Below are 19,581 nucleotides of genomic sequence, written 5' to 3' on the forward strand. Positions count from 1 at the left end.
CTTAGGACGTTTGGCGCGCAGAGCGCCCGCGGGTCCCCGCCACCTCTCACGCGCAGCAGACATAGCGCCCTCCCGCGCCGCGACGCACCCGTCCGCGCAGCTCCAGCTGCGCCAACCCGGCGAGCACCGCGTCCAGCCCCAGTCCATCGGCCGTCAACGCCGCGACCGTGTCGCGACCGCGACCAACCCGCTCCAGCAGCTCGCCCAGATCGGCTGGCAGCGCTCCCGAACGGGCCGCGATGTCCGAGAGCACCGGCGCAGCCGCGCCGTACAGCAGCTCCAGCACGTCACCCGCCCCGCGCACCAGGCGCGCGCCGTCGGCGATCAACGCGTTCGTCCCCGCCGACGCCGTCGACGTCACCAGGCCCGGCACCGCGGCGACGTCGCGTCCCAGATCGAGGCAGAGCGCGGCCGTGATCAGCGAGCCCGACCGCTCCCCAGCCTCGACCACGACGGTCAGCTGACCGAGCGCCGCGATGACACGGTTGCGCGCGGGGAAGCCCCAGCGCCGGGCCGCCGTCCCCGGCGGCATCTCCGACATGACCGCGCCAGTCGCGGCGATCTGGGCGTGCAGCTGCCGCTTGCTCGCCGGATAGGCACGCTCCGGCCCTCCGGCGAGCACCGCCACCGTCGCGCCGCCGACGTCCAGCGCACCCGTGTGCGCGGCCGAGTCGATCCCGAGCGCCATCCCGCTGACGACCGTCACACCTGCGCTCGCCAGTCCGCGGCCGAGACCGCGCGCCTGCTCCAGTCCGTATGGCGTCGCTCGCCGCGCGCCGACAATCCCGGCGCAGTCCGCCCCGGTCAGCTCCACGAACCGCGCCGCATCGCCGAGCACGTGCAGCACCGCCGGTGCGTCTGTCAGCTCGGACAGCCGCGTCGGGTAGCGCTGGTCGCAGCGGCAGACCGCGGTGATCGCACGATCGGCGCAGCGCTGCAGGGCTGCGCCGGCGTCAAAGCGCTCGTACTCCTGCTCGACCCGTCTGCGCTGCTCGCCGGCGAGCGCGGCGATCAGCTCCCCATCAGCGAGCGACAGGACCGCCGGCAACGGTCTGCGAGCGGCCCACGCCAGCTCGATGTTGCCGGACAGCCGCGCGATCAGCCACGAGCGCCGCAGACAACCGTCGCACGCCACCTCGCTCGCTCCGCCCGCACCAGCCATCGCCGCCAGGTCGCGCGCCCCTTCCACCTGTCTCATGCCGCTACCGCCTGTCTCGCATCGTGCAGGCGCAGCGCCAGCGCCTGCATCACGTCGTCAAGCTGCACCCGGTCGCGCGCGTCGAGGTCGGCGATCGTGCATGCGACCCGCAGCACGCGGTCATGCCCGCGCGCGCTGAGCGCACCGGAATCGTAGGCGCGCCCGAGCGCCCGCTCGGCCGCTCCCTCGACCTCCACGTGTGAGCGCACGAGCCGTGCGTCGAGCTGACCGTTGCAGCTCGCGGACGTGCCCATCAGTCGCCGCTGCTGCCGCTCGCGGGCGGCGAGCACTCTCGCGCGCAGAAGCTCCGACGAGGCGCGGGCAGGCGCCCGCAGGTCCGCGGCGGTCGGCCGCTCAACCGTCATCAGCAGGTCCAGCCGATCGAGCAGCGGGCCGCTCAGGCGGCGGCGGTGTCGCGCCAGCTCAGCCTCGCCGCACGAACAGGCGCGATCGCTGCCGGCGAAGCCGCATGGACAGGGGTTGGTCGCGGCGACGAGCGTGAAGCGCGTCGGGAACAGCAGCGCACGCTGGCCGCGCACGATCGTGACATGACCATCTTCCAACGGCTGCCGCAGCGCCTCCAGGCTTGGCCGCGGGAACTCCGACAGCTCGTCGAGGAACAGCACGCCGCGGTGGGCGAGGCTCGCCTCGCCCGGAACCGGCACCTGACCACCGCCGACGAGTCCGGAGGCCGAGATCGTGTGGTGCGGGCCGCGGAACGGCCGCAGCCGGACGAGGCCGGGGTGGCGATGGATGCCGGCGACGCTGTGGATCCGGGTCACCTCAAGCGCTTCGTCTCTGGTCAACGGCGGCAGCAGCGACGGCAGACGCCGGGCGAGCATCGTCTTGCCGCTGCCCGGCGGCCCCTCCATCAGCAGGTTGTGACCGCCGGCAGCGGCGATCTCGAGCGCGCGCAGCGGCAGGTCGTGGCCGCGCACGTCGGAGAGGTCCAGCTCCTCCTCGGGCGCGGGTGCGGCGACGGCCTCCGGTGCGGGCGGCCGCTGGCGCTCACCGCCCGCGAGCACCGCCGCCGCGGCGCGCAGGCTGTCGACCGCCGCGACCTCGATCCCCTCGACCAGCGCCGCCTCGGCCGCGCGCTCGCGCGGGACGATCAGGCCTGCGAGGCCACTGCGCCGGGCTCCCTCCGCGGCCGCGAGCGCGCCGCGGCAGGGACGCAGCTCGCCGCCGAGCGACAGCTCGCCGAAGATCGCCCAGCGGTGCAGCTCCTCGGCCGCGCACTGCCCGCTGGCGGCGAGCAGACCGACGGCCAGGCCGGCGTCGAAACCGGGACCGACCTTCGGCAGGCTCGCAGGCGCGAGGTTGGCGGTGATCCGCCGAGCCGGGAACTCGAAACCGCTGTTGAGGATCGCCGCGCGAACCCGGTCGCGCGCCTCGCGCACCGCCTTGCCCGCCATCCCGACGACGCAGAAGGCCGGCAGGCCGGGCCGGATGTCGACCTCGACCCAGACGGGCCGCGGGTCGATCCCGTCGATGGCGAACGTGGCGACACGGCTGAGCATGCCCGGCACGCTACGGAGTCAGGTGTTGCACGTGGGACGCGGATTGCAACAATTCTGCGCAGCGGAGAGATTTCACAATTCCTCCTGCAAATCGTTGCAATCACGGGGTGAAACAGATGAGCCGCCGGGCGTACGGTTGCGGCCATGTCCAACGATCCCCGCCACCGCCTCGGACGCCGCGGCGAGCAGCTCGCGGTCGAGCACCTGGAGCGTCGCGGCTTCGTCGTCCTCGATCGCAACTACCGCACGCGCTACGGGGAGTTGGACGTCGTCGCCTGCGACGCCGATCGCATCGTCTTCTGCGAGGTCAAGACGCGCCGCGCCGGCGCGACCTCGCCGTTCGAGGGTCTGCGTGAGGCCCAACGTCGCCGGCTGCGGCGGATGGCGCTCACCTGGCTCAACGATCAGCCAGGGCGGTCGTACAGCCCCGAGCTGCGCTTCGACGCGGTCGGCGTGACGCTCGACGCGTCAGGCGGCCTCGTCGCGCTCGAGCACCTCGAGGGAGCGTTCTGATGGTCGCGCGCGACCGCGGCTCAGAGCGCGAGCTGCTGATAGGCGGCCGACTGGAACGACAGCCGGTGCAGCGGCGTGATCCCGAGCCGTTCGATCGCCGCGCGGTGCTCTCTGGTGGCGTAACCGACGTGCGAGGCGAACTCCCAACCGGGATGGGCCGCGTCGGCACGGTGCATGAAGCGGTCTCGCGTCACCTTCGCGATCACGGAGGCGGCGGCGATCGCGGCGCTGCGGGCGTCGCCGCCGACGACCGCCTGCTGCGGGTGTCCGAGGTCGGCGACCGGAAAGCCGTCGCTCAAGCAGATGCAGCCATCGCGTGCGACACGCGCGAGCGCGTCGTGGAGCGCGGCGAGGTTGGTCACGTGCAGTCCGCGCCGGTCGATGCCCGGGGCGCAGCGGGAGATCACCGCCACTCGCGTGGCGACGCGCAGGATCACGGGGAACAGCTCGTTGCGACGCTGCTCGGTCTGCTGCTTGGAGTCGTTCAGCGCGCTGAGCGCGCGCAGGTCCGCGCGCGACAGCCGTTCGTAGTCGAACAGGACCGCGGCGGCGACGAGCGGGCCGGCCAGGCAGCCGCGGCCCGCCTCGTCGGCGCCTGCGACGAAGCGCGCGCCGAGGTCACGGTCGAACGCGAACAGTCTGCGCCCCGGTGGGCTCGGGCGGCGTCTTCTACGCGGTGCCGGGGTCGGCGTCGCGGTCATCTCTGCGGGTGCGGGCGCATCGTGCATCGCGTGATCCCATCATGCACGACCACGGCGGCGGAACGCCTCGCCGAAGTTCGCAACGAGCGGCCGAGAGACGTGCGAGAGGCGGGAGCCTGGCTTGCGGCCGGCAGTGAGACGCAGGCGGCGAAGCGGTTCAGGTGCCGGGGCGGCACCGGCTCACAGCGGGCCGATGCGCTTGGGCGGCCAGTAGCTGGCGAATGCCCCGCCGATGACCCAGTCGCGCTTGATCGGGCCCCAGTAGCGGCTGTCGTCCGACTCGCCGCGGTTGTCGCCCATCATGAAGTACTGGTCCTTCGGGATCGTGATCGTCCCGAGGTTGCAGTCGGCGCCCTGACCGCAGTCCTTGATGAAAGAGTCCTCCTGGACTCTGCCGTTGCGGACGACGTGACCGTCTCTGATCGCGATGCGGTCCCCGGGTTCGCCGACGACGCGCTTGATGAAGTTCTGATCAGAGGCGGTCGACGTCGAGCGCGAGCAGGGGATCCGGCTCTGCGGCCCGTCGTAGAACGGACCTTGGCCCGGGATCCCGCACTCGTTGACGTCCGCGCCCTTCGGCGGGTGGAAGACGAGTATGTCCCCCACCTTCGGATCGGAGAAGTTGTTGCCGATGCGGTTGACGAGCACACGCTCGCCAACCGCGAGGGTCGGCTCCATCGAGCCGCTCGGAATCCGGTAAGGCTTGACGATGAACGCCTGGATTCCGAGCGCGAGGCCGAGTGCGACGGCCACGATGAAGACCAGCTCCAGCAGCGAGCCGGAGGCCGACTTCGGCTTTCTCCGCACCGGTTGTTACTCGGAGTCGGCCTTGGCCTTCGGCTCATCAGAGCCGTCAGCCTCGTCGCCCGTGGTCTCGGACGACGCCTCAGCCGCGGGAGCGGCCGCGGTCTCCGCGGCGGTCTCCTCGGCCGGAGCAGACTCGGCGACAGGCGTGTCGGTCTCGGCGGGCGCACCCTCGGTGGCCAGCACGGCCTCCTCGGGAGCGATCTCCTCCTCGACGGCGCCTGGCGTGTAGAGCAGGTCGCGGTCGACGACCTCCTCCGGTCCGATCGAGCGACGCTCGCGAACGCGAGCGCGCTTGCCGATGCGGCCGCGCAGGTAGTAGAGCTTCGCGCGACGCACGTCACCGCGGGCAGCAACCTCGATCTTCTCGATCTTCGGCGAGTGGACGGGGAACGTACGCTCCACGCCGACGCCGAACGACTGCTTGCGGACGGTGAACGTCTCGCGGACGCCATGACCCTGGCGCTTGATGACCACGCCCTCGAAGACCTGCGTACGACGACGCGTGCCCTCGATGACCTGGAAGTGGACACGGACTCGGTCGCCCGCGTCGAACTTCGGCGCGCGTCGAAGCTGCTCGCGCTCAAGATTTTCGATAACAGTGCTCATGGCAAGAGTAATTGGCGGGGCCCTCGCGGCCGTCGCGGATCGGGAATGGTAGCGGACGGAGAGGCCGCGTGATGCGCGCCCCTCACGAAGTCTCTGACTGGTCGGCACCGGCGGCAGCGCCGCCGGCCTTTGCGGCAGCCGCGCGGGCGCGGCTCTGCTCCAGGCGCCAGTCGCGCACGCGCTGGTGGTGGCCGGAGAGCAGGATCTCAGGGACTCTCCAACCGCGGTACTCGGCAGGGCGGGTGTAGTGCGGGTACTCCGGAGCACCCTCGAGCGCCGCGCTGAACGACTCCTCATGGGCGGAGTCGACGTGACCGAGCGCGCCCGGCAGCTTGCGCAGCACCGCGTCGGCGACGACCATCGCGGCCAGCTCGCCGCCGGCCAGCACGTAGCGGCCGATCGAGATCGCGTCGGTCGCGAAGTGCTCGACGATCCGTTCGTCGAAGCCCTCGTAGCGGCCGCACAGCAGCGTCAGCTCCTGTTCCGCCGCCAGCTCGTCGACGAGCGGGTCGTCCAGCTGCCGCCCGCCCGGGGTCAGCACGATCACCCGGCGCCGCTTGCGCAGCTCGAGCGGATCACAGTCGTAGCGGGCGCGCATCGCCGCCTCGACGACGTCGACGCGCAGCACCATTCCGGCACCGCCGCCGAAGGGGGTGTCATCGACCTGCCCGCCGCTGAGCGGCGTCGTGTCGCGGTAGTTGACGCACGCCAGCTCGTGGCCGAGCCGCTGGGCGTTCTCGACGTGGCGCTGCGTGCGGAACCACTCGAACCACTGCGGGAAGAGGGTGAAGACGTCGAGCTGCATCAGGAGGCAGGCTCGTCCTCGCCGAGGAAGGCGAGGTCGATCTCGATGCGGCGCGCCTCGACGTCGACGCTGCGGACGGCGTCGCGGATCAGCGGGACGAGCAGGTCCTCGCCGCCGCCGTCGCGGGCGATCTCCAGCACCTCGCAGGAGGGCAGCGGACGGAGCGTGCGCACGATGCCGACCTCGCGGTCACCGTCGTGGACACGGCAGCCCTCGATCTCCTCCGGCCACCACTCGTCCTCCTCCAGCGGCGGCGCGTCGGCTCTGGAGACCAGCAGGTCTCTGCCGCGCAGCGCCTCGGCGGCGGTGCGCGACGTGCACGAGGCGAGCCGGATGATCGGTCTCGCGGCGGTGCCGGCGCGGCGGACGATCTGCTCGCCGCGACCGTCGACCACCAGCAGTTCAACGGCGTCGAGCAAGGCGGCACGCGGCTGCGTCACGTGGACGCTGCCGTCGAGCCCATGGGGTCTGCCGACGCGGCCGGCCAGCAGCCACTCTTCGCCGGCTCCGCCGGCGGCGGCCGGCGACTGCGCGGCCGATCGCTCATGGTCCATCGAGATCAGTCGACGATGTCGACCAGGACGCGGCGATTGTCCTTCACCGCGGCTGCCTTCACGACGAGGCGCAGCGCGTTGGCCGTACGACCACCGCGCCCGATCACCTTGCCGTAGTCGTCCTCGGCGACGGCAAGCTCCAGCACGAGCGTGCCGTCCTCTTCCTCGAACTCGTCGACCTCGACCTCGTCGGGGTGGTCGACCAGCTGTCTGGCGAGGTACTCGAGCAGCTCTCTCATGCTGAACGCGCGCCGCGGAGGGACGTCACTAGGCCGTCGGACCCGTGATGCCCTGGGTCTTCAGGAGCTTCGCGACCGTGCCGCTCGGCTGAGCGCCCTTCGCCAGCCAGGCGCGGACCTTCTCCTCGTCGAGGACGATCGTCGACGGCTCGGTCTGGGCGTTGTAGTGACCGATCGTCTCGAGCACACGGCCGTCGCGCTTGGAGCGCTGATCAGCGGCGACGATGCGCCAGATCGGGTTCTTCTTGGCGCCCACGCGGGTCAGCCGGAGTCGTACTGCCACGATTCCCTTTCGGAGATTGAGTCGAAGCCGACGAGGGAGGGTAGCGGAATCCCGCTCGCCGGGTGCGGCTGCGCGCGCCGAGGCGCGGGCTTCAAGGTGCGGCTGCGCGCGCCGAGGCGCGGGCTTCAAGGTGCGGCTGCGCGCGCCGAGACGCGGGCTTCAACAGCAGGTGCGCGGCGTGGCGCGCGCTCAGCGCGCCTGCCGCATCAGCGCGCCGATGTCGGGCATCTTGCCCGACTGCATCGACTTCATCAGCTTCTGCATCTGCGAGAACTGTCTGATCAGCGCCTTCACGGCCTGGACGTTGGTGCCCGAGCCTCTCGCGATCCGGATCCGCCGCGAGCCCTTGATGATCTCGGGATTGCGGCGCTCCTCCGGCGTCATCGAGGTGATGATCGCCTGGATGCGGTCGAACTCGCGCTCGTCGACTCTCAGGTTGCGCAGCTGGTGGCCGCCGAGGCCCGGCATCATCCCCAGCAGCGACTGCAGCGGGCCGAGCTTGCGGACCTGTCTGAGCTGGTCGAGGAAGTCGTCGAGGCCGAACTCCGACTTGCGGATCTTGCGCTCGAGCTCCTTCGCCTGCGCCTCGTCGAACTGCGACTCGGCCTTCTCGATGAGCGTCATCACGTCGCCCATGCCGAGGATCCGCTGCGCCATCCGGTCCGGATGGAAGCGCTCGAAGTTGTCGAGCTTCTCGCCCGTGGAGGCGAACAGGATCGGCTTGCCGGTGACCGACTTGACCGACAGCGCGGCGCCGCCGCGGGCGTCGCCGTCGAGCTTGCTCATCACGACGCCGTCGAACTGCACGACCTCGGCGAACTGCTCCGCCACGTTGACCGCGTCCTGACCGGTCATCGCGTCGACCACGAGCAGCACGTCGGTCGGGTTCGTGACGCGCTTGATCTCGGCGAGCTCCTTCATCAGGTTCTCGTCGACGTGCAGGCGGCCGGCGGTGTCGACGATCAGCACGTCCTTGCCCTCGCGGGTGGCGCGCTCGTGGGCCCACTTCGCGATCTCGACCGGATCGGCGTCGGTGCCTCTCTCGTAGACCTCCGCACCGGCCTGTCTGCCGACCGTGATCAGCTGCTCGACGGCCGCCGGGCGGTAGACGTCGCAGGCCGCGACCGCGACCGACGATCTGTGCTGCTCTCTCAGGTAGCGCGCCAGCTTGGCGGTCGCCGTCGTCTTGCCGGAGCCCTGCAGGCCGGCCATCAGGATCACCGTCGGCGGGCTGGAGGAGAACTTCAGCTCGACCGACTCGCCGCCCATCAGCTCCGACAGCTCGTCGTTGACGATCTTGACGACCTGCTGGCCGGGGTTCAGCTGCCCGATCACGTCGCTGCCGAGCGCCCGCTCCTTGACCGCGTTCGTGAATCTCTTCACGACCTTGAAGTTGACGTCGGCCTCCAGCAGCGCGAGGCGGATCTCGCGCATCGCCGCGTTGACGTCGTCCTCGGTCAGGGTGCCGCGCCCGCGGACGTCCGCGAGCGTGGCCTGCAGCTTCTCGGCGAGTGAGTCGAACATGTAGCTCAGAATCTACCTGGCCGGCGCCCAGCCCGGGCGGGAAACCCGGGCCGCAGGGCGACGGCTGGAGAGAGCGGTCGGCTTCGGCGGCTCAGGCGGCCGGCGGATCCGTCGGCTTCGGCGGCTCCGGGAGCGCGCGCGGACCGTCGGGCTCGGCGGCGCGGCCGTTGTCGGCCGGCGGCGCCGGGGGCGCCGGCGGGACAGGGCCGCCGATCGCGCTCCCGATCGCGCTGCCGAGACCGCCGAGCGCCTGCGTGAACTCGGACGGGATCACGAACACCTTGCTCGCCTGGCCGTCAGCCAGCTTCGGCAGCATCTGCAGGTACTGGTAGCTGAGCAGCTCGCGGTCGGGCCGGCCCTCGTGGATCGCCGTGAAGACCGTCTGAATCGCTCTCGCCTCACCCTCGGCTCTGAGGATCGCCGCCTCGCGCTCGCCCTGCGCGCGCAGGACCGCCGACTGCTGGTCGCCCTGCGCGGTGAGGATCTGCGACTGCTTGACGCCCTCGGCCTGAAGGATCGTGGCGCGACGGTCGCGCTCGGCGCGCATCTGCTTCTCCATCGCCTCCTGGATCGAGCCGGGCGGGTCGATCGACTTCAGCTCGACGCGGGCGATCCGGATCCCCCATCTGCCGGTCGCCTCGTCGAGCACGACGCGCAGCTGGGAGTTGATGTTGTCGCGGCTGGTGAGCGCGTCCTCGAGCGTCATGCCGCCGATCACGTTGCGCAGCGTCGTCACCGTCAGCTGCTCGATCGCCTGCAGCGGGTTGGCGACCTCGTAGGTGACCGACTTCGGATCGGTGATCGTGAAGTAGAGGACCGTGTCGATCTGCACGACGAGGTTGTCCTCGGTGATCACCGGCTGGGGCGCGAACGTGATGACCTGCTCACGCAGGTCGATCAGCGGCTTGACCTTGTCGATGAACGGCACCACGATCGTCAGGCCGGGGTTGAGCGTGCGGCTGTAGCGGCCGAGCCGCTCGACGACGCCCGCCCGCGCCTGCGGGATGATCCGTATGGTCTTCGCCGCCACGAACAAGATGAACAAGGCGATGACGGCAAGAACGATGAGGCCGGCCATGTGTGGTGATCTCCCCTACTCGGTTGGTTCCGCGACCCGCGACCGCAGGCGCCTGCTCATTCGGATACGAGCGCCGTGGCGCCCTTGATCTCCACGACCGTGACGGGTCTCCCCGCCTCGATCACCTCGTCCTCGTCGTAGGCGCGCGCGGTCCACACCTCGCCGTCGATCCGCACCGAGCCGACCGCGTCGTCGTTGCTGATCCGCTCCAGCACCATCGCGCGGCGCCCGATCAGGGCCGCCGTGCCGGTGCGGATCTGCGCCGGCGTCTTCAGGTGGGCGCGCGCGATCGGCCGCACGAACAGCAGCATCAGCACCGAGACGAGGATGAAGACGGCCGCCGAGATGCCGACGCCGGCGCCGACACCGGCGACGATCGCCGCCGCGATGGCGCCGATGCCGAACGGCGCGAGGAAGAAGCTCGTCGTCATGATCTCGCCGGCGCCGAAGACGACCGCGAGGATGACCCAGATGACCCAGTCGTCCATTGTCGGCGCGAGCTTACCGGGCGCGCAGGCGTCGGCGAAGCGCGTGGGGCCGCGTCAGGACAGCAGCGCGCGCGCGAAGTCGTCGGGATCGAACGGGCGCAGGTCCTCGAGGCTCTCGCCGATCCCGATCATCTTCACCGGGATCCCCAGCTCGCGCGCGATCGCCAGGGCGATGCCGCCCTTCGCGGTGCCGTCGAGCTTCGTCAGCACGATCCCGCTGACGTCGACCGCCTCGGCGAACAGCTTCGCCTGGCGCAGGCCGTTCTGGCCGGTCGTCGCGTCGACGGTGATCAGCGTCTCGTGCGGCGCGTCCGGCAGCTGCTTGGAGATCACGCGGCGGACCTTCGCCAGCTCGGCCATCAGGTTGTCCTGCGTGTGCAGGCGGCCGGCGGTGTCGACGATCACGACGTCAGCGCCCTCGCGCACGCCGGTCGCGACGGCCTCGTAGGCGACCGAGCCGGGGTCAGAGTCCGGCGGCCCCTTGACGAACCGCACGTCGGCACGGCGCGACCACTCCTCCAGCTGCTCGACGGCGGCGGCGCGGAAGGTGTCGGCGGCGCCGAGCACGACCTTCTGCCCCAGCTCCTTGCGCAGGTGCCAGGCGAGCTTGCCGACCGAGGTCGTCTTGCCGGTGCCGTTGACGCCGACGACCAGCAGCACCGTCGGCGCCGGCGTCAGGTCGATCCGCGGCTCGCCGACGCGCGCGACGTTCGCCAGCAGCTCCTGCAGGCGGGCGGTCAGCTGCTCGCCGCCGGACAGCTCGCCGCTGGATGCCTCCTGCTCCAACTGCTCGACGATCTCGGCGGTGGTGCGGGCTCCGACGTCCGCGGCGATCAGCGCCTCCTCCAGCCGCTCCCAGGTCTCCTCGTCGAGATCCTCGAACAGCGTCGAGGTGATCTCGCTCGTGAGCGCCTCGCGCGTCTTGCGCATGTTCTCGCGCAGCCGTCTGAAGAAGCCGCGGCGCTTCTCGGCCGCCTGCGGCTCGTCGTCGAGGGTCGCCACGGAGGCGCCGTCGCGGATGATGAAGAGGTCCTGCCAGTCGCGTGCCATGAGGATCGGCGACGATACCAATGTGCAGACCTCCCCCATCCGCATACGGCGCGCCAGCCCCGGCGCGCCCGAGGCCACCCGGCTGCTGCGCGCCTACGGCGCCGAGCTGGTCGGGCGCGGGCGGCCGTTCTCGCCGGTCGAGCCGCCGGTCGGGCGGCGGCCGGCGAGCTGGGTCGAGCCGCACGAGCTGGAGCCGCCGGGCGGCGCCTTCCTGCTCGCGGAGGATCGCGGCGTCGCGGTCGCCTGCGGCGGCGTGCGGACGCTGGCGACCGGGCTCGGCGAGGTGAAGCGGATGTACGTCGTGCCGGGAGCGCGGCGGCGCGGGATCGCGCGGACGATCCTCGGCGAGCTGGAGGCGCTGGCGCGCGAGCTCGGCCACGCGCGGGTGCGGCTCGACACGAACGCCGTGCAGCCCGAGGCGGTCGCGCTCTACCACGCGACCGGGTACGTCGAGATCGCCGACTACAACGGCAATCCCTTCGCCACCCACTGGTTCGAGAAAGCGCTCGGCTAGGCGGCCGAGCCCGCGGTCTCCGCCTCCGCCGCCTGCTCCGGCGGCAGTCTGCGCGAGATCACCTTCGATATGCCGTCGCCCCCCATCGAGACGCCGTAGAGGCTGTCGGCCGCCTCCATCGTGCGCTTCTGGTGCGTGACGACGATGAACTGCGCGCGGTCGCGGTAGCTGCGCAGCAGTCTCAGGAAGCGGTCGATGTTGAGATCGTCGAGCGCCGCCTCGACCTCGTCGAGGATGTAGAACGGGCACGGCTTGGCGAGGAAGACCGAGAAGAGGAAGGCGAGCGCGGTCATCGACTTCTCGCCGCCGGAGAGCAGCGTCAGCCGCTTCATCGACTTGCCGGCCGGCGTGATCTCGATCTCGACGCCGTGCAGGTCCTCGTCATCGCGCTCGTCGACGTCGGCGTCGGTCTCGGCCGCGTCGGCGGCTGCCTCGGCCTCGCTCGCGTCGTCGCTGACGCCGCCGATCACCGGCCGCGGGCCGGCGTCCTCGCGCACCAGCCGCAATCTGCCGCGACCGCCGGGGAAGACCTGCTGCGCCAGCTCCTCGAAGTTTCTCGCGGCGGCGTTGAAGGTCTCCTCGAAGGTCTCGCGGATCTGCCGGTCGGTGTCTCTGATCAGCGTGTTCAGCTCGCGCAGCGCCGACTCGAGGTCGTTGCGCTGGCGCTCCAGCTCCTCGACGTGCGCCATCGCCTCGTCGTACTCGTCCTTCGCGAGCGGGTTGACGGGGCCGAGCTGGTCGCGCCGCTTCGCCAGTCTCTCGATCCGCTGCGCCAGCGCCGCGCGCTCCTCGTCGGGCAGCGGCTGCTCGGCCGGCTCCGGGGCGAGCCCGAGCCGCTCGGCGAGCGCCGTCAGCTCCGCCTCGGCGTCCTGCGAGCGGTCGCGCGCCTGCTGCGCGCGGACCTCGGAGGACGTGACCGCCTCGCCGTCGCGCTTGAGCCGCCCTTGCAGCTCGGCCTCCTCGCGGGCGCAGGAGCGCAGCTCGACGGCGACGTGCTCGCCGGCGGCGCGGTGGGCGGCCAGCTCGGCGTCGAAGAGCTCGACACGAGCGGCGATCGCGCTCGCCAGCTCGGCGAAGACCTCGACCAGCCGCTCGGCCTGCGGGACGACCGCCTGCTCGCCGGCGAGGCGCGCCTCGGCTTGGGCGATCCGCCCGCTGCGCTCCGCCCGCTCGCGCTCGGCCCGCTCGGCGAGACGGCGCTCGGCCGCCAGCTCGGCCTCGATCTGGGCGCGGCGGATCGCGCCCGGGCCGGCGTCCTCGGCCTTGCGCCGCTGCTCGATCAGCAGCCGCGCACGATGCTCGGACTCGACCGCCTCGTCGGTCGCGCGGACGCTCTCGCGCAGCGCTCTCTCGGCCTCGTCGCGGGTCGCGTCGAAGGCACCGATGCCGGTCGAGGCGGCCTCGACGGCCTGCAGCGCCTCCTGCTCTGCCGCCGCGGCTCTCTCGCTCTCGGCGATCAGCGCGTCGCGGCGGTTGCGCTCGGCCAGGACGCGCTCCTCGCCGCCGCCGGGGACCTGGCGCAGGACCCGCAGCGCGCCGTTCCAGACGCGCCCGTCGGCCGTCACGGCGATCCCGGCGAACTGCTCGGGAACGGCCGTCACGTCCTCGACCACCCACGTGTCGCGCAGCAGCGGCGTCGCGATCGCGAGCGTCTCGGCGGGGCCGCGGACGTGGTCGAGCAGGCGCTCGGCGCCGTCGCAGGGCGGGGCGGCGTCGGCGGCAGGCGAGGCGGCATCGGCGGAGGCGGCGGTCGTGGCGTCGGCGGGCGTGGCGGCGGCAGCGTCCGCGGCGGCGGGTCGCGCCACGAGCGCGGAGCCGCCGTCGCGGCCGGCTCTCTCCAGCAGCGCGATCCCCTGAGCGCGGTCGGCGACGACGGCGGCGCGCAGGCGGCCGTCGAGCGCGGCGGCGAGCGCCAGCTCGAAGCCGCCGTCGACCTCCAGTCTGTCGGCGAGCGCGGGTGCGCCGCCGGGGGCGCCGGCCTGCGAGCGCAGGAACTGGTTGGCCGCCGCCAGCTGGCCGCCGACTCTGGCGGCCTCACGGCGGGCGAGATCGACGACCTTCTCAGCCTCGCGCCGAGCCGCGCGGGCGGCGTCGGCTCTCTGCTCGGCCGCCGAGAGCACCGCTCTGCGCTCCTCGACGACCGCGCGCAGCCGCTGCACCTCGGCGGCGGCCGTCGATCGTCTCGCCTCCAGCTCGGCCAGCTCGCGCTCCAGCTCGGTTCTGCGGTCGCGTTCGAGCCGCTCCAGCTCCTCCTGCAGCGATCTGACGCGGCCGGCCGCCTCCGGGTCGATCACGTCGGCCGCGGCCTGCTCGCGCAGCGCGACCAGCTCGGCCTCGTGACGGACGATCCGCTCGTTCAGCGACTGCGCCGTCGCGCGCACCGCCTCCAGCCGCATTCCGACGCGCTCGTTGGCGCTGCGGGCGCGGTAGGCGCGGCCCGACAGCTCCTCTCGCTGCTCGCTGCGCGCCTGCAGCGCCTGCTCGGCCTCCTCGCGGCGTCTGGCGACGGCGCTCAATGCCTGCTCGGCCTCGTCGCGGCGGGTGCGGGCGGCGGCGACGGCTTCCTCGGCCTGCGCCAGCTCCAGCCGCGTCGCGCGCGCGGCGACGCGGCCCAGCTCCCAGCGCGCCTCCAGCGACTGGCGCTCGATCCGCTCGTGCAGCTCGGCCGCCTCCGCCTGGCGCTTGAGCGGCCGCAGCCGCGAGCGCGCCTCCCGCTCGACGTCGAGCGCGCGGTCGAGGTTGTCCTGCGTCCTGGCGAGCTTCAGCTGGGCGCGGCGACGACGCTTGCGGTGCTTGCCGAGGCCGGCCGCCTCCTCGATCAGCAGGCGGCGATCCTTCGGCTTGGAGGTGACGATCGCCTCCACGCGGCCCTGCGAGATGACCGAATGCGACTCCTTGCCGAGGCCGGTGTCGGAGAGCACCTCCAGCACGTCGGCGAGACGGCAGCGGGCGCCGTTGAGGCGGTATTCACCGTCGCCGGAGCGGTCGAGTCTGCGCAGGATCGAGACCTCCGCAAACTCCATGTCGAGCGTGCCGTCTGAGTTGTCGAGCACCAGCTCGACCTCGGCCGACTGACTCGCCTTGCGGCCGTGGCCGCCGCCGAAGATGACGTCCTGCATCGACTGGCCGCGGATCGCCAGCGGCGACTGCTCGCCCATCGCCCACAGAACCGCGTCGGTCACGTTCGACTTGCCCGAGCCGTTGGGGCCGACGACGACGCTGACGCCGGGCCCGAACGCCAGCTTGGTGCGGTCGGGGAACGACTTGAAGCCCTTCAGCGTGAGCGATTTGAGGTGCATCGGCGGTTCCTATGCTCCCATCGCGTCCAAGGCCGCGCGGGCCGCCTCCTGCTCGGCGTCCTTCTTGCTGCGGCCGCGTCCGCTGCCGACCTCTCTGCCCGCGACCTCGGCGACGACCTGGAAGATGCGGTCGTGCGGCGGGCCCTCCTCGGAGGAGACCGAATAGGCGACGACGTCGCCGCGCCTGGCCAATCTCTCCTGGAGCGCCGACTTGAAGTCGACCGGATGCTCCAGCGCGCGTGAGATCTCGGGCTCGAACGCCTCGACGACCGCGTCGGCGGTCACGTCGTAGCCGTTGCTGAGGTAGACGGCGCCGATCACGGCCTCGATCACCGACGCGAGCACCCGCTCGGTCCGCACGAGCGCCTCGGCGTTCTGACCGACGCCGTCAGGCGCGGCGGTGCGCAGCCGCTCGGGCACGCCGAGCCGCTCGGCGACCTCCATGCACGATCTGCCCGAGACCGCCTGGGCGCGGATCTTCGTCAGCCGGCCGGCGCCGTAGCGCTCGGCCTCCAGGCGCGGGTAGAGGTGCGTCGTGACGGCGAGGCCGAGGACGCTGTCGCCGAGGAAGGCGAGCCGCTCGTAGGAGTCTGAGCGTCTGTCAGTCCACGACGAGTGGGTGAAGACCTGGCGCGCCAGGTCGTCTGGCAGCCGGTCGAGCAGTTCAGCGAGCAGGCGCAGCGCTCAGGCCCCGGATCCGCGGTCCGCGACCCCTGAGGAGAGCACGAAGTCGACCGCCTGGCCGACCGAGAGGATCCCTGCCGCCTGCTCGTCGGACATCTTCACGCCGTAGGTGTCCTCCAGCTCCTGCACGAGCGTGTAGAGGTCGAGCGAGTCGGCCTCGAGGTCCTCGCGGAAGCGCGTCTCCTCCTGGACCCGGGCGGGCTCGATCGCGAGCTCGTCGGCCAGGTGGTTGCGGATCAGGGTGAGAATCTCCTCGCGGGTCATGACGACTGGACGCTAGCCGGGGCGTCGGACGACGGCGCCTGCCGCAGCGCGCCGGCCGCGTCGAGGGCGGTCAGCGTGCGACTGACGACGTCCTCTCTGACCGCCCGCTCGGCGACCTCGATCGCGCGTGCGAAGCCGGTGCGCGTGAAGCGGCCGTGCGCGACGACGCCGGTGCGGCGCAGGCCGAGCATGTAGGCGCCGCCGGCCAGCTCGGGGTCGAGCGTCTCGCGCAGCGACTTCAGCGGCTTGCGCAGCAGCAGCCCGCCGAGACGGCCGCGCGGCGTCTGCATCGCGGTCTCTCTGATCGAGCGCATCAGCTTGCTGGAGACGCCCTCGATCAGCTTCAGCGTGACGTTGCCGGTGAAGCCGTCCATCACGACGACGTCGGCGACGCCCTCGGTCACCTGCGTCCCCTCGACGTTGCCGATGAAGTTGATGCGGCCGCCGGTCTCGACCAGGCGGGCATGGGCGGCGGTCACGTCGGGGGTGCCCTTGCCGGGCTCCTCGCCGTTGGAGAGCAGGCCGATCCGCGGCGCCTCGACGCCCATCACCGACTGGGCGAAGGCCGCGCCCATGAAGGCGAACTGGACGAGGTGCTCGGGGCGGACCTCGACCGAGGCGCCGACGTCGAGCAGCAGCACGGGCGCGCCCGGGACCGGCATCGGCAGCGCGAGCGCTGGCCGGTAGATGCCGCGGGCGCGGCGGATGTTGAAGAGGCCGGCGGCCAGAGCGGCGCCGGTCGAGCCGCCGGAGACGAGCGCGTCGGCGCGGCCTTCGGCGACTGCCTTCGTGGCGAGCACGATCGACGCGTCGGGCGTGCCGCGCACGGCCAGTGCCGGATCGGGCGCCTTCGCGATCGAGCGGGGCGCATCGACGACCTCGACGCCTTCGGGTACGTCGCCGATCTCAGCGGCAGGACCGAACAGCAGCACGCGTGTGCCGCGTTCGGCTGCGATGGCAGCACCGGCCGCGACCTCGGAAGGTCCGAGGTCGGCACCGTTCGCATCGACGGCGACCGTGATCGGAGGCACGGCTCGCGCGTTGATCAGGCGTCGGTGTCGCCGGCGGTCGTGACGATGTCACGACCGGCGTACGTGCCGCAGACCGGGCAGACGCGATGCGGCCGCCGGGGGCTGTGGCACTGCGGGCACGCCTGCGTCGACGGCGCCGTGATCTTGTGCTGTGAGCGGCGCTTGTTCGTGCGCGCGTGGGATTGCTTCTGCTTCGGGACGGCCATAGAGCGGGAGAATGTACCAGGCCGGAGGGTCGCGGCGCGCTGACGCGCCGCGCACCGGTCGATCAGGGCGCGCCTACAGCTCCAGCTCGCGCAGCTTCGCCCAGCGCGGGTCGGGCTCGGCCGCGTGAGCGTGGTCGGGCGAGTCGTTGAGGTTCTCGCCGCACTTGGCGCAGAGGCCGGCGCAGTCGGCTCTGCAGAGCAGCTGGGCGGGCAGCGTCAGCGCCAGCGCGTCGTTGGTCCACTGGCCGACGTCGACGACCTCGTCGTCGACGTAGGGGCTGTCGAGCTCCTCGTCTCTGGCGCCCGGCTGCTCGACCTCGCGCGCATCGACCTTGAAGCTGTTCGCCGAGGGCTCCAGGCAGCGCATGCACGGGCCGGCCATCTCTGCCACGAAACGCAGCCGCAGCGCGTAGCCGTTGCCGGTCGTGCGCGAGACGTCGAGCCTCACCGGCAGCACCGGCGGCCGCACCTCGTAGACCTGGCCGCTGAGGTCGAACTCGGGGATCGCGACCTCGAGCTCGACCACGCTCGCCTCCCCGGAGGAGAGGCGCAGCGGCGCGAGGTCGAAGCTGTTTTCGGCACGTTCGGACATGCCTTCGATGTTAGCCGCGCGGTGGTCTAGCGGAGTTCGCGCTTCAGGACTTTGCCTGTCGCGTTGCGCGGCAGCTCGTCGACGAAGACGATCTCGCGCGGGACCTTGAAGCCGGCGAGGTTCGCTCTCACGTACGCCTGCAGCTCCTCGGCGGTGCACTCGCCCTCGGCTCTCAGCGCCACGACCGCCTTCAGCCGCTGGCCCCACTCCTCGTCGGCGACACCGACGACCGCGACCTCGCGCACCTTCGCGTGGCCGGCGAGCAGGTCCTCGACCTCCGACGGGAAGAGGTTCTCCCCGCCGCTTATGATCATGTCGTCGTCGCGGCCGTCGACGAACAGGCGCCCGGCGCTGTCGAAGTGGCCGACGTCGCCGGAGGACATCAGGCCGTCGATGATCTCCTTGCCGCCGCCGCCCGTGTAGCCCTCGAACGGCAGCTCGTTGCCGACGAAGATGCGGCCGGTCTCGCCGGCGGGGACGTCTCTCCCCTCCTCGTCGAGCAGCCGCACGCGCGTGCCGTGCGGCGGGCGGCCCGCGGTGCCGGGCGCGGCGCGCATGTCCTCGGGCGTCGCGATCGTCGCCCACGCCACCTCGGTCGAGCCGTAGGTGTTGTAGAGCACGTCGCCGAAGCGGTCCATCACGCGCGTCGCGAGCGGACCCGGCAGCGCCGAGCCGCTGGCGGCGATCACGCGCAGCGAGGAGGTGTCGTACTTCGCGAAGACGTCGTCGGGCAGCTCGAGGATCCGCTGCAGCATCACCGGCACGACCGCCAGCGCCGTCGCTCTGTGGCGCGCGATCGCGCGCAGCGTCCCCTCCGGGTCGAACCTGCGGCGCAGCACGATCGTCGAGGCCAGCGGCACCCCGAGCGTGAAGTGCGCCAGCCCCCAGGTGTGGAAGATCGGCGCCGCGACGAGCGTCGTCTCGCGCGCTCTCAGCGGCATCTTCGACAGCAGCGCGGCGGCGGCGCCGAGGCCGGCGGCGCTGCGCTTGGCGCCCTTCGGGGCGCCGGTCGTGCCGGAGGTGAGGATGATCACGCGCCCGGGCTCTCTCGGCGTCGCGACGCCGGCCGGGTCGCCGGCGGCGATCAGGTCCTCCAGCAGCAGGTCGCCGTTGACGCTCTCGCCGTCATGCCAGGCGATGAAGCTCTTGCGGCCGGCGCGGACCGGCTCGACGATGTTGGCGAACTCCTCGTCGTAGACGATCGCGGCCGCTCTCTCGCGCTCGATCACCTCGGCCAGCTGCGGAGCGGCGAAGGCGGTGTTGAGGTAGATCACGTTCGCGCCGAGGCGCGCGGTCGCGACCGAGGCGTCTATGAAGCCGCGGTGGTTGCGGCACATGACGGCGATCGCGTCGCCGGGGCCGAGCCCCTGGGCCTTGAAGGAGCTGGCGAGCGCGTTCGCGCGGCGGTGCAGCTCGCCGTAGCTGAGCGTGCCGAGCTCGTCGACGATCGCCGGCTGGTCGGGCGTGCGGGCGGCGGCGACGGCGAAGGCGCCGGCCGAGGTCGTGCCCCAGCGCTTGAGCGCGACGCCGACCTTCGCGAGCCGGTCGGGCCGCGTCGGGCCGAGCAGCCCCGAGCTGAACAGGGTCTTGGCGATGAACGCCTGATGCGGGATCTCTCTCAACAC

General features: G+C 72.0%; 21 protein-coding genes and 1 pseudogene. 2 read left to right on the forward strand and 20 right to left on the reverse strand.

Translation table 11 applies throughout. The annotated features are described in order from the left end of the window. Window positions 1-46: 46 nt before the first annotated feature. Window positions 47-1,198 carry a DNA-processing protein DprA gene (gene dprA / locus R7226_RS16145; protein ID WP_318598222.1) on the reverse strand — a complete coding sequence of 384 codons (1,152 nt, stop codon included), beginning with the start codon at window positions 1,196-1,198 and terminating at the stop codon, window positions 47-49. Then, on the reverse strand, window positions 1,195-2,718 hold the full coding sequence (locus tag R7226_RS16150; RefSeq protein ID WP_318598223.1) for a YifB family Mg chelatase-like AAA ATPase: 1,524 nt from the start codon (window positions 2,716-2,718) through the stop codon (window positions 1,195-1,197). Before R7226_RS16150 ends, dprA begins: the two co-directional genes overlap by 4 nt. A 144-nt stretch (window positions 2,719-2,862) precedes the next feature. On the opposite strand from R7226_RS16150, the gene R7226_RS16155 reads away from it, so the two are divergent. Next, entirely contained in the window at window positions 2,863-3,231 is a 369-nt protein-coding gene (locus tag R7226_RS16155) for a YraN family protein (RefSeq protein WP_318598224.1), read from the forward strand. Window positions 3,232-3,251: 20 nt separating this feature from the next. Here the strand turns inward: R7226_RS16155 and R7226_RS16160 are convergent, their stop codons facing one another. The 11 genes and pseudogenes from R7226_RS16160 to ftsY all read right to left on the reverse strand — a co-directional run bounded on the left by R7226_RS16160 (window position 3,252) and on the right by ftsY (window position 11,366). Further along, a complete protein-coding gene (locus R7226_RS16160) occupies window positions 3,252-3,959 on the reverse strand; it encodes a ribonuclease HII (RefSeq protein ID WP_318598225.1) in 708 nt (235 codons plus the stop codon). Between the two features lie 153 nt (window positions 3,960-4,112). Then, window positions 4,113-4,739 (reverse strand): signal peptidase I, encoded by a 627-nt coding sequence (gene lepB, locus R7226_RS16165; RefSeq protein WP_318598226.1) that lies wholly within the window; start codon window positions 4,737-4,739, stop codon window positions 4,113-4,115. A 264-nt stretch (window positions 4,740-5,003) separates the two neighbouring features. Further along, window positions 5,004-5,345 (reverse strand): annotated as a pseudogene (gene rplS / locus R7226_RS16170) (50S ribosomal protein L19); the annotation flags it as partial. An 82-nt stretch (window positions 5,346-5,427) separates the two neighbouring features. After that, window positions 5,428-6,150 carry a tRNA (guanosine(37)-N1)-methyltransferase TrmD gene (gene trmD / locus R7226_RS16175; RefSeq protein WP_318598227.1) on the reverse strand — a complete coding sequence of 241 codons (723 nt, stop codon included), beginning with the start codon at window positions 6,148-6,150 and terminating at the stop codon, window positions 5,428-5,430. Further along, entirely contained in the window at window positions 6,150-6,704 is a 555-nt protein-coding gene (gene rimM, locus R7226_RS16180; RefSeq protein WP_318598228.1) for a ribosome maturation factor RimM, read from the reverse strand. Before rimM ends, trmD begins: the two co-directional genes overlap by 1 nt. Before the next feature lie 5 nt (window positions 6,705-6,709). Beyond that, entirely contained in the window at window positions 6,710-6,943 is a 234-nt protein-coding gene (locus R7226_RS16185) for a KH domain-containing protein (protein ID WP_318598230.1), read from the reverse strand. A gap of 28 nt (window positions 6,944-6,971) precedes the next feature. Next, on the reverse strand, window positions 6,972-7,226 hold the full coding sequence (rpsP, locus tag R7226_RS16190) for a 30S ribosomal protein S16 (RefSeq protein ID WP_318598232.1): 255 nt from the start codon (window positions 7,224-7,226) through the stop codon (window positions 6,972-6,974). A gap of 189 nt (window positions 7,227-7,415) precedes the next feature. Continuing rightward, window positions 7,416-8,750, reverse strand: a complete 1,335-nt coding sequence (gene ffh, locus R7226_RS16195) for a signal recognition particle protein (protein ID WP_318598233.1) — start codon at window positions 8,748-8,750, stop codon at window positions 7,416-7,418. A gap of 91 nt (window positions 8,751-8,841) precedes the next feature. Then, window positions 8,842-9,828 carry an SPFH domain-containing protein gene (locus R7226_RS16200; RefSeq protein WP_404827860.1) on the reverse strand — a complete coding sequence of 329 codons (987 nt, stop codon included), beginning with the start codon at window positions 9,826-9,828 and terminating at the stop codon, window positions 8,842-8,844. Window positions 9,829-9,884: 56 nt separating this feature from the next. Beyond that, window positions 9,885-10,316: an NfeD family protein gene (locus tag R7226_RS16205; RefSeq protein WP_318598235.1), complete on the reverse strand. Its 432-nt coding sequence runs from the start codon at window positions 10,314-10,316 to the stop codon at window positions 9,885-9,887. 54 nt (window positions 10,317-10,370) lie between these two features. Next, on the reverse strand, window positions 10,371-11,366 hold the full coding sequence (gene ftsY / locus R7226_RS16210) for a signal recognition particle-docking protein FtsY (protein WP_318598236.1): 996 nt from the start codon (window positions 11,364-11,366) through the stop codon (window positions 10,371-10,373). Window positions 11,367-11,388: 22 nt separating this feature from the next. On the opposite strand from ftsY, the gene R7226_RS16215 reads away from it, so the two are divergent. After that, entirely contained in the window at window positions 11,389-11,880 is a 492-nt protein-coding gene (locus tag R7226_RS16215; protein ID WP_318598237.1) for a GNAT family N-acetyltransferase, read from the forward strand. Here the strand turns inward: R7226_RS16215 and R7226_RS16220 are convergent. The 7 genes from R7226_RS16220 to R7226_RS16250 form a co-directional block, all read right to left on the reverse strand. Then, a complete protein-coding gene (locus R7226_RS16220) occupies window positions 11,877-15,179 on the reverse strand; it encodes a chromosome segregation SMC family protein (RefSeq protein ID WP_318598238.1) in 3,303 nt (1,100 codons plus the stop codon). The two genes, R7226_RS16215 and R7226_RS16220, sit on opposite strands and share 4 nt — an antisense overlap. A gap of 9 nt (window positions 15,180-15,188) precedes the next feature. Continuing rightward, on the reverse strand, window positions 15,189-15,860 hold the full coding sequence (locus R7226_RS16225) for a ribonuclease III family protein (protein WP_318598255.1): 672 nt from the start codon (window positions 15,858-15,860) through the stop codon (window positions 15,189-15,191). Between the two features lie 3 nt (window positions 15,861-15,863). Next, window positions 15,864-16,127 carry an acyl carrier protein gene (locus R7226_RS16230; RefSeq protein WP_318598239.1) on the reverse strand — a complete coding sequence of 88 codons (264 nt, stop codon included), beginning with the start codon at window positions 16,125-16,127 and terminating at the stop codon, window positions 15,864-15,866. Beyond that, the gene (plsX, locus tag R7226_RS16235; protein ID WP_318598240.1) at window positions 16,124-17,158 is read right to left on the reverse strand and encodes a phosphate acyltransferase PlsX; all 1,035 of its coding nucleotides are present in this window, start codon (window positions 17,156-17,158) and stop codon (window positions 16,124-16,126) included. Before plsX ends, R7226_RS16230 begins: the two co-directional genes overlap by 4 nt. A gap of 14 nt (window positions 17,159-17,172) precedes the next feature. Next, entirely contained in the window at window positions 17,173-17,364 is a 192-nt protein-coding gene (rpmF, locus tag R7226_RS16240; protein WP_318598241.1) for a 50S ribosomal protein L32, read from the reverse strand. A gap of 73 nt (window positions 17,365-17,437) precedes the next feature. Next, complete coding sequence (locus R7226_RS16245; RefSeq protein ID WP_318598242.1) at window positions 17,438-17,956, reverse strand: YceD family protein; 519 nt, start codon at window positions 17,954-17,956, stop codon at window positions 17,438-17,440. 26 nt (window positions 17,957-17,982) lie between these two features. Further along, window positions 17,983-19,581: an AMP-binding protein gene (locus R7226_RS16250; protein ID WP_318598243.1), complete on the reverse strand. Its 1,599-nt coding sequence runs from the start codon at window positions 19,579-19,581 to the stop codon at window positions 17,983-17,985.

The organism is Conexibacter stalactiti (genome assembly GCF_033542075.1).
Lineage (GTDB): Bacteria > Actinomycetota > Thermoleophilia > Solirubrobacterales > Solirubrobacteraceae > Conexibacter > Conexibacter stalactiti.